Origin of the sequence: Streptomyces eurythermus (assembly GCF_014649115.1) — a bacterium.
Classification (GTDB): domain Bacteria; phylum Actinomycetota; class Actinomycetes; order Streptomycetales; family Streptomycetaceae; genus Streptomyces; species Streptomyces eurythermus.
Genome location: NZ_BMSK01000016.1, coordinates 248,039 through 257,066, shown reverse-complemented (window position 1 = coordinate 257,066; position 9,028 = coordinate 248,039). Strand labels below are relative to the sequence as shown.

The following is a 9,028-nucleotide window of genomic DNA, read 5'->3' as shown; positions in this document are numbered from 1 at the left end:
GGTGTAGACGTCGCAATCCACACCGAACCCGGAAGGCCCTCACCCGTTCAAGATCTCTCAGCCGAGACCTGGCTCACCTGTCCACAACCTCCCCGGACAGAACACCTAGGAGTTCGCCGTAGTACGGCCACCCGTACTCGGTGCAGGCCGCCGCGTGCACCCCGGCGAAGCCGCCGCCCGCCCTGGTGTACCGCTCCAGCCGCGCGCGCCCGGCCGGTGTCAGTACCTCCCCGCTGGTGGACAGGAAGATCACGGCCGCGAACCCGTCCAGCGGGCGTTCGAGGTCCTCGGGATCCTCGGTGTGGTCCACGACGAACCCCCCGGACGCCCGCACGGCGGCGACGGCGTCCGGGATGGAGTCGTGACGGTAGTCGGCGGTACGGGTGTAGAGGAGGAGACGAGGGGGCACGGCGGGTTCTCCGGGGGCGGGGTGCGGGAGACGACCGGCCCCGGGGGCCGCCGGGCCGTGCGGGCCGGGTGGTGGTGAGCGGAGCGGGAGTTGCCTGGCGATACGGGCGGGAGCCGGGCCGGGGTGGGTGGTGGGTGAACGGGAGGCGCCCGGCGACGGCGGCGCCGGAACCGCTCGGGTCCGTCGGTCAACTGCTCCCGGGGACGCTGTTGTCGGGGGCTCCGTCGCCGTTGGGCGGGAGGTCGCCGCGCTGGACCGGGGCCGTCGCCGTGCGGGGCGACGGCAGGAGCGGGACGAGTTCCCCGGGGGTGGGGCGGTGGAGGGCGTCGGCGGCCCGGCGGAGCGCGTCGGGCGCGACCTTCTCCCCGTACAGGCGCACCACTTGGCCCTTCGCGGGTGCCCGGCAGACGTGGTCCGGGGGGCAGTCGGCGGCGCTGCCCCGCTCCGCGTACAGGTGCAGGACGGAGCCGTTCTTCGCCCAGTACGCGACGGAGAAGCCGTCGTCTCCGTTCACCCCGATGGACTGCTGCGCGAGCGTGAATCCGGGTACCTCGGTGACGTAGACGAGTGCCGGCGCGATGCCCAACGCCCGCAGGCGCTCGTCCATCTCGGCCTGTCCCGGGGCGGCGGACGCCGGCTCCCGGGAACTCCCGGCAGCCGCCCGCCCGGAACCGGAGGCCGCCGGCTCGGGGCCGGAGCGCGCCTTCTCGGTGCCGCACGCGGTGAGCAGCGCGGGAAGGACGAGGAGCAACGGCAGGGCGCGTGCGGCACGGATCATGCCGCCCATGGTGCCGCACAGGCATACCGCGGGGCATCACCGGTCCCGTACCCTCTCGCGGGATGAACGCCATTCCCCCGTTGCTGGATCATCTCGTGCTCGCCACCCCCGACTTGGGGGCAACGGTCGCCGACTTCGCGCGACGGACCGGGGTCACGCCGGTGCCCGGCGGGGCCCATCCCGGTCTCGGTACCCGCAACCATCTGGCCGGGCTCGGCGGCCGGAGCTATCTGGAGATCATCGGCCCCGACCCGGAGCAGCCGGAGCCCGCCGGGCCACGGCCGTTCGGTGTCGACCGGCTGGCCGGGCCCACCGTACTGTCCTGGGCGATCAGCCCACCCGACCTGGACGCGGCGATCACCGGCGCCCGGGCCCGGGGTGTCGACCCGGGCACCCCACGGCAGATGAGCCGCCGCACCCCGGACGGCACCGTACTGCGCTGGCGGCTGACCGACACGGAGTCCGGGGCGGTCCCGGATCCGGTGCCGTTCCTGATCGACTGGGGTGCGTCCCGGCACCCGGCCGCCTCCGGCCTGCCGGTCACCCCGCTGCTGGCGGTGTCGGCCTCGGTGCCCGACCCGGAGGCGGTGCGCGCCCGGCTGGCCGCACTGGGCACTTCGCTGGATCTCACCGTGGGACCCACCACGCTCTCCTTCACCGTGGACACCCCGAACGGGCCGGTCGTCTTCGGCTGACCTCTGGAACACCACTCCTCCCCCGAACCGGGGTCTGCGTGCGCGGTCATCGGATCCGGGGCCGTTTCACGCGAGACGGTACCGGTCAGCCGCCCTGGCCGGCGCTGCCGATCGGGCCGACCTTCACCGGGGAGCCGGAGCCGTCCGTGACGGGCAGCGTGGCGGCGCCGGGCCAGCGGAGGGAGACCGACTTCGTCTCGTCCGGCGGGGTCACCACCAGCCCCGTGATACGGACGCCGGAGCCGCCGGAGTCGTTGATCGGGTAGGTGATGCCGAAGGCCACCGACTCACCGTCCTTCAGGACGACCCGGCTCGCCGGTTCACCGGTGCGCTTCGCGGACAGCGACCCGGCGTTGGTCTTCAGGTCGACACCCGCGTACCCCGACACCGCGCAGTCCCGGCCGCCGCCGTTCGTGAACTCCACGACGACGGTTCCGCCCGGGTCGCCGTCAATGGTGTGGTCCGACGCCTTGACCTCCAGCTCGTCGGTGCGGCACTTGCCGATCATGCCCCCCTTGGCGGATCCGGCCCCGGCGGTCGTGCCCTGCCCCCCGCCCGTCTTCTTCCCGGCGGAGACCGTCGCGCCGTCCTGAGCGGAGCCGCCCGGTCCCGAATCCCCCTTCGAGGCGTCCGTTCCCGAACCACCGGTCGCGGAAGCCGAAGAAGCCGATGCGGGCGCGGCGGACGAGGTGCCCTGGCTCGTGGCGTCGCCGTCGCTCTGGCAGGCGGTGAGCGAGAGGCCCGCGACGACGGCCAGGGCTGCGACGGTGATCGTGTTGAAGCGCATGATGTCATCCTTCGTATCGGTCGGAGTGCCGGCCCGTCGATCGCGGGCGGGCTTTTCTGAGTACCAAGAGTCGTCGGACCGGTTCACCGTTTCCCCGAACTACCCGCTGGTACATCGCTGTTACAGGAGAATCCCGGGTACGGCACACGCCACCGCCGGGCGCGCTCCGTCCGCGGGACACCGCCCTCCGGCAGGAAAGGCGTGGTCCGAGCGCGGTGCGCCGCACCGCACCGGGCACTCCGCCGGCCCACCCGGCACGGTGGTTCCCACCCCCTTTCGCGACCGTTCGCAACAGCCATCTCTTGGGACGGACTCATGACCTGGCGGGCCTTGACCACAGCAGGGCTTCACACTCGAAGGCGCGCAGATCCGCTCGCGGACCGTCCGTTTTCTTCAAGACCGGCCCGTCGGGCGGTGCCTACGGTGGCCGCATGACCGTACGTATCGCCGTGATCGGCCTGGTCAGCTCCGACCTGGCCGCCTCGCTCGCCTTCTACCGCCGCCTCGGCCTGGTGTTCCCCGAGGGAGCCGAGGAACAGCCGCATGTCGAGGCCGAGTTGCCCGGCGGGCTGGTGCTCGCCCTGGACACGGAGGAGACCATCCGCTCCTTTCACCCCGGGTGGCGGGCGCCCGCCGGACCGGGACGGGTCTCGCTCGCCTTCCGGTGCGACTCCCCCGCCGAGGTCGACGCCCGGTACGAGGAGCTGGTGGCCGCCGGCCACCACGGGGAGCTGAAGCCGTGGGACGCCTTCTGGGGACAGCGCTACGCCACCGTGCACGACCCCGACGGCAACCCGGTCGACCTGTTCGCGCCGCTACCCGCCCCCGGCGAGTAGCTCCCCGAGCGGCATCCCCGCCAGCCGGCGCACCTCCCGCGCCAGATGCGGCTGGTCCGCGTAGCCCGCGCGGATCGCCGTCTCCGCGTACGGCGTCCCGGCGCGGGCCAGGGCAAGGGCCCGCCGCAGGCGCAGGATCCGGGCCAGGGTCTTCGGCCCGTACCCGAAGGCGGTCAGGCAGCGGCGGTGCAACCCGCGTTCGCCGACGCCGAGTTCGGCGGCCGTCGCCGACACCGGACGGCCCTCGTCCAGGCACTCCACCAGCCGGCGCAGCAGCGGGTCCGGGGCTTCCGCCTCCGCCGCCCGCTCCAGGGCGATGTCCTCCAGCGCTCTCGCCGGGTCGGGGGCCGCCGCGACCCGGTCGCACAGCCGCCGGACCCTCGCCGTGGGCCACAGATCCGCCAAGTCCGCCCGCCGATCCCTCAGTTCGTGGGCCGGTACGCCGAGCAGCGCGGGCGCGGTGCCGGGGAAGAAGCGGATGCCCGCCCAGGAACGGTCCGGGCCTTCCGGGGCGTAGGGGCGGGTGTCGGGACCCGCGACCAGCAGTCGGCCCGCGCTCCACAGCAGGTCCATGCAGCCGTCCGGCAGCACCGGCCGGACGGCGGTGCCGGTCGGCCCCTTCATCCACACGACCGCGCCGGTCAGCCGCGACGCCCGCTCCGTGTACACGGCGGCCAGCCTACGGGGTGGACGACACCCGCGGTGCCTGCGGTGCCCGCGGAGCCCGCGGTGCCGTCGCCGGTGCGGGGGCGCCGAACAGCGGGAGCGCGTGGCGTATGCGGAAGCGGCGGGCGTAGCCGGCGGTGATGCCGGCGGCCAGGGTCAGCAGCGCCAGGGAGACGGCGCGGTCCAGCAGCGGCACCGTGTCGGGCGGCAGGGTGGCGGCGGCGAGGGCGCCCACGCCGCCGTCGAGGAACTGCTCGGCTCCCCAGAGCAGGGTGAGCGCACGCTGCCCACGGCGGAACGGGGCACTGTTCCGCCAGAGTCCGGACCGGGCACGGACCGACTCGCCCCGGTGCATCCGCTGGCCCAGCTGGAAGGCCAGGGGTCTGCGGGTGAAAGCGGTGCCGAGTGCCCAGGCGCCGACCGCGAGGGACAGCGCCGCGTTCTTGAACAGCAGGACGCGGGGCCCACCGCCGACCAGGGACACCAGCGCGGCGGCGACGAGCAGCACCGTGAGGAACAGGTCCACCCCGTCGACACGGCGGTGCCGCACGGCTCCGGCGAGCAGGCGCAGGGCCGGCGGTGCGCCGCCGAGCAACAGGGCCGGGCCCTGATCGGCGCCGAGCGCGCGGGCCGCGTAGTAGACGAGGAGCGGCAGGAGGATGTCCACCGCGAGGGAGAGCAGAGGGCCGCGGAGGGCGCCGGGGGGCCTTGGCGGTCCGGCGCCCAGGAGTCCTTGTGGTGTGGAGCCCACGGACCCTCGTGGTCTGGGGTCAGGGGGCCGCAGGGATTTCGACGACTCGGCCGACCCGGGTGGCTGGGGTGGCTGGGGTGGTGTGGATTGCTTCGGTGGCCTGGCCGTTTCGATCGGCTCGGCGGTGCTGATCACCCCCGCTGTCCCGGTCGGCCTGCCCGTCGTACCGCGCTGGTCCCCGCATCCCGTCCGCTCCGCCATGTCCGCTGCCTCCTCGCCCGGCGCCAGAGCCGTACCGGGCGGTGCTGCGACGTGACGACGCCCGGCTGTCCTGCTGCGGCCGGACCGCTCCGGCCTGTGCAATCACGCTAGGCGCGGAGCGGGGGCGGGCGGATCGGAGCACGGGTGGAGAGACGGGTGGAGATTCACAGGACCGGCACCGGCCCTTCTCCACCGAGGGATCCAGCCCTGAGGGTGGAGACGGTCTGCCGGTGCCGGATGGCCGCGAGGTGGCCGGGCAGGGTGGAGAGGCCGCTCAGCACTCACCACTCAGGACGCACCGCACTCCTGCCGTCCCCACCGCCGTCGGCGGTGCCGCTGCCGTTGATGTTCCCTGTGCCGCTGAAGTCGCCGCTGCCGTTGACGTCGCCGTAGTCGTTGCGGCCCCCGTTCCAGTACTCCCCGCCGCCGGCACCACCGCTGCCGCCGACCCAGTACCCCCCGGCCCCGCCGAAGCCACCGCTCCCGGCGCCCCCGCCCCCGAAGCCACCGCTCCCGCCGAATCCGCCTGTGCCCCCACCGGCACCCCCGCTGCTTCCGGCACCCCCGCTGCCCGCGCCGCCCTCAGGGCCCCCACCGCTCCCGTTCTCCCCGCTTCCCTTCGCGTCACCGTTCCCGTCCCCGCTCCCGTCGCCGTTCCTCCGGTGCGCGTGATGGGGATTCCGCGCATGGCTGCGCAGGCGTGCCGTCACGTCCTCCGGAGGGAGGAAACGGGACCAGCGCTCGGGAAACTCGGAGGGCATGTCGGGGTCGTCGGGGTCGGCCTCGCGGGCCGCCGCCGCGGCGCGGGCCACGTACTCGGCGACCTGCGCCTCACGCATCCGCTCGTTGGCCTCGCGCGCGGCGGCCGTGGCCGCGGCCGGCCAGACCCGGTCGATGGCCGCGTTCACGGCCGCGCCGACGAGCACGGCGAAGGCGCCCACCCCGATCCACAGCAGGACCGCGACCGCGGCGGCGAGGGAGCCGTAGATCGTGGCGCCCTCGATGGTGTACATGAGGTAGATGCGCAGCAGGAAGCTGCCGAGGACCCACATCGCGAGGGCGACCAGCGCGCCGGGCACGTCCTCGATCCACGGGGAGCGGACCGGCACCGAGACGTGGTAGAGCGTCGTCAGGAAGGCGATGGACAGGACGATCACGACCGGCCAGTACAGAACCTGGACCACCGTCCCCGACCAGGGCACGATCCGGACCACCGCGTCCGGCCCGGCCACCATCAGCGGCAGCGCCACCGAGCCGATCAGCAGCGCCACGATGAACAGCAGGAACGCCATGATCCGGGTCTTCACGATGCCCCGGACGCCGTCGAGCCCGTACATGACGGTGATGGTGTCGATGAAGACGTTCACCGCGCGCGAGCCCGACCACAGGGCGAACAGGAAGCCTATGGAGATGACATCGGGCCGGCCGCCCTTCATCACGTCGTGCAGGATCGGCTCGGCGATCTCCTTGACGCCCTTGTCGGACAGCACCGTGCGCGACGCGTCGAGGAGGTTGGTCTCAAGGCTGTGGATGGTGTCCGCGCCCGTCCAGTCGTCGACGTAGCCGAGCAGGCCGATCAGGCTCAGCAGCAGCGGCGGCACGGACAGCAGCGTGAAGAACGCCGCCTCCGCCGCCAGGCCGAGGATGCGGTACTCCATGCAGGAGTTGACGGTGTCCTTGAGCAACAGCCAGGCGGTCCTGCGCTTGGAGACGTTCCGGTAGAGAGCTCTGGCCCGGTGGAAGCGGCCGGCCGGGCGCTCGGGGGTTTCACTTGCTGGCTGCACGACCCAAAGGTATCCGCAGCGCGGGACCGCCCTCACCTTCCGGGGCCCGCGGCCGGTTCCATGGGGTGGGCTGAGGCGGTTCCGGCCCGCCGCGCGGCTCCGGTGTGTCACTCTGGAAACCGTCACCGTCGCTCCGGAGGCCCTCACCGGCACTCCGGAATCCGCCACCGTCGCGACGGAAAAACCGTCGCCGGCACTCCGGAAACCGCCACCGTCAACTTCCGGAAGCCGTCACCATCACGCTGGAAGCCATCACCGCGGCCTTCCCGGGTAGGTTCCCCATCATGGCAGGCAACTCCACCCACACCGTGACCAACCAGCCGCCTCCGCTGGTCGGCTACGACGTCTTCACCGCCGACCGCGCCCTCGCCGAGGCCGTCGACCGGTACACCGGCGCGGATGTCCTGGACGACGTGCGCGCGGAGCTGTCCGCGCTGGGCCGGGCCGTGGGTTCGGCGCAGGTCCAGGAGTGGGCGGTGCGGGCGAACGAGCATCCGCCCCGGCTGCGCAGCCACGACCGGTACGGCCACCGGATCGACGAGGTGGAGTTCGACCCGGCCTGGCACCGGCTGCTCGGCAAGGGGGTCTCGGCCGGGCTGGCCGGCGGCGCCTGGACGCGGCCCTCCGGGCACGTGCGGCGGGCGGCCGGGTTCCTGGTGTGGACGCAGGCCGAGGCGGGCACCTGCTGTCCGCTGTCGATGACGCACGCGGCCGTGCCCGCGCTGCGCGCCGACGCGGAGCTGGCCACCGAGTGGGAGCCCCGGCTGGCGTCCACGGTCTACGATCCGCAGTTGCGGGTGCCCGGACAGAAGCCCGGGGCGCTGTTCGGGATGGGGATGACGGAGAAGCAGGGCGGCAGCGACGTCCGCGCCAACACGACCGCCGCCCGGCCGCTCGCGGAGGCGGGCACATATCTGCTGACCGGACACAAGTGGTTCTGCTCCGCGCCGATGTCGGACGCGTTCCTGGTGCTCGCGCAGGCCCCGGGCGGGCTCACCTGCTTCCTGGTGCCGCGCGTCCTGCCGGACGGCTCCCGCAACGTCTTCCTGATCCAGCGGCTGAAGGACAAGCTGGGCAACCGCTCCAACGCCTCCGCCGAGGTCGAGTTCGACGGCACCTGGGCGCGCCGGGTCGGCGAGGAGGGGCGCGGGGTGAGCGTGATCATCGGGATGGTCGCCGCGACCCGGCTGGACTGCGCGCTCGGCTCGGCGGGCCTGATGCGGCAGGCGGTGGCCCAGGCGGTGCACCACTGCGCGTACCGGTCGGCGTTCGGCGGGAAGCTGATCGACAAGCCGCTGATGCGCAACGTGCTCGCCGATCTGGCGCTGGAGTCGGAGGCGGCGACGGCGCTCGCGCTGCGGCTCGCCGCGGCCTGCGACGACGGCGGGGAGCAGGAGCGGGCGTTCCTGCGGCTGGCGGTGCCGGCCGCCAAGTACTGGATCACCAAGCGGTGTGCGCCGGTGGCCGTGGAGGCGGCCGAGTGCCTGGGCGGCAACGGGTACGTCGAGGAGTCCGGTCTGCCCCGGCTGGTACGGGAGTCGCCGCTGAACTCCATCTGGGAGGGCGCGGGGAACGTGCAGGCGCTGGACGTGCTCCGGGCGCTGCGCCGGGAGCCGGGCGCGCTGGACGCCTGCCTCACCGAGATCGGCCGGGCGCACGGCGCGGACCACCGGCTGGACCGGGCGGTGAAGGACCTGTTCACCGAACTCGCGGACCTGGAGGGCGTCGAGGGGCGGGCCCGGCGGCTGGTGGAGCGGCTCGCGCTGGTGCTCCAGGGTTCCCTTCTGGTACGGCACGCGCCGCCGGAGGTCGCCGACGCCTTCTGCGCGTCCCGCCTGGGCGGCGACCACGGCGCGTCCTTCGGCACCCTGCCGGCGGGCCTGGACCTGGAGTCGGTGGTCGAGCGGGCGCGGCCGGCCTGACCCCCGGAAACGGCCACGCCCCGCTGCCACCGGACACCGCGACACCCCGACTCCACCGGGCACCGTCACGCCCCGGCTGTCGTCGGACACGGGCACGCCCCGCTGTCACCGGAGAGCGCCCGCCCCGCTGCCACGGGAAACCGTGGGCCGCGCTGCCGCCGGGCACCGTCACATGCCGGCGACGGTCGGGCACCGTCAC

The 9,028-nt window shown here is 73.8% G+C and carries 7 protein-coding genes and 2 pseudogenes; 3 read left to right on the top strand and 6 right to left on the bottom strand.

The annotated features are described in order from the left end of the window. Positions 1-103: 103 nt before the first annotated feature. Together IE251_RS29065 and IE251_RS29060 are read right to left on the bottom strand one after the other, a co-directional pair. Positions 104-409: pseudogene (locus IE251_RS29065) on the bottom strand (ThuA domain-containing protein); the annotation flags it as partial. Positions 410-596: 187 nt separating this feature from the next. Beyond that, on the bottom strand, positions 597-1,187 hold the full coding sequence (locus IE251_RS29060) for a membrane lipoprotein (RefSeq protein ID WP_189755956.1): 591 nt from the start codon (positions 1,185-1,187) through the stop codon (positions 597-599). Between the two features lie 62 nt (positions 1,188-1,249). Here IE251_RS29060 and IE251_RS29055 point away from each other — a divergent pair, with 62 nt between their 5' ends. Further along, positions 1,250-1,882: a VOC family protein gene (locus IE251_RS29055; protein ID WP_189755955.1), complete on the top strand. Its 633-nt coding sequence runs from the start codon at positions 1,250-1,252 to the stop codon at positions 1,880-1,882. 85 nt (positions 1,883-1,967) lie between these two features. On the opposite strand, the gene IE251_RS29050 is transcribed toward IE251_RS29055, so the two are convergent. Then, positions 1,968-2,669, bottom strand: coding sequence for a DUF4232 domain-containing protein (locus IE251_RS29050; protein ID WP_189755954.1), 702 nt, complete (start codon positions 2,667-2,669; stop codon positions 1,968-1,970). 431 nt (positions 2,670-3,100) lie between these two features. Between IE251_RS29050 and IE251_RS29045 the strand changes: the two genes are divergently transcribed. Continuing rightward, positions 3,101-3,505, top strand: a complete 405-nt coding sequence (locus IE251_RS29045; RefSeq protein ID WP_189755953.1) for a VOC family protein — start codon at positions 3,101-3,103, stop codon at positions 3,503-3,505. On the opposite strand, the gene IE251_RS29040 is transcribed toward IE251_RS29045, so the two are convergent. The 3 genes and pseudogenes from IE251_RS29040 to IE251_RS29030 form a co-directional block, all read right to left on the bottom strand. Then, positions 3,485-4,174: a helix-turn-helix domain-containing protein gene (locus IE251_RS29040; protein WP_229896986.1), complete on the bottom strand. Its 690-nt coding sequence runs from the start codon at positions 4,172-4,174 to the stop codon at positions 3,485-3,487. The genes IE251_RS29045 and IE251_RS29040 overlap by 21 nt on opposite strands. A gap of 10 nt (positions 4,175-4,184) precedes the next feature. After that, positions 4,185-5,123: a VC0807 family protein gene (locus IE251_RS29035; RefSeq protein WP_307784817.1), complete on the bottom strand. Its 939-nt coding sequence runs from the start codon at positions 5,121-5,123 to the stop codon at positions 4,185-4,187. 641 nt (positions 5,124-5,764) lie between these two features. After that, a pseudogene (locus tag IE251_RS29030) lies at positions 5,765-6,907 on the bottom strand (YihY/virulence factor BrkB family protein); the annotation flags it as partial. 284 nt (positions 6,908-7,191) lie between these two features. Here IE251_RS29030 and IE251_RS29025 point away from each other — a divergent pair. Then, on the top strand, positions 7,192-8,829 hold the full coding sequence (locus IE251_RS29025; RefSeq protein ID WP_189755951.1) for an acyl-CoA dehydrogenase family protein: 1,638 nt from the start codon (positions 7,192-7,194) through the stop codon (positions 8,827-8,829). Positions 8,830-9,028 lie beyond the last annotated feature (199 nt).

What these genes read in the sequence shown, in the direction of transcription:
- IE251_RS29060 (WP_189755956.1), bottom strand. Translation starts at nt 1,187, where the DNA reads ATGATCCGTGCCGCACGCGCCCTGCCGTTGCTCCTCGTCCTTCCCGCG.
- IE251_RS29055 (WP_189755955.1), top strand. Translation starts at nt 1,250, where the DNA reads ATGAACGCCATTCCCCCGTTGCTGGATCATCTCGTGCTCGCCACCCCC.
- IE251_RS29050 (WP_189755954.1), bottom strand. Translation starts at nt 2,669, where the DNA reads ATGCGCTTCAACACGATCACCGTCGCAGCCCTGGCCGTCGTCGCGGGC.
- IE251_RS29045 (WP_189755953.1), top strand. Translation starts at nt 3,101, where the DNA reads ATGACCGTACGTATCGCCGTGATCGGCCTGGTCAGCTCCGACCTGGCC.
- IE251_RS29035 (WP_307784817.1), bottom strand. Translation starts at nt 5,123, where the DNA reads ATGGCGGAGCGGACGGGATGCGGGGACCAGCGCGGTACGACGGGCAGG.
- IE251_RS29025 (WP_189755951.1), top strand. Translation starts at nt 7,192, where the DNA reads ATGGCAGGCAACTCCACCCACACCGTGACCAACCAGCCGCCTCCGCTG.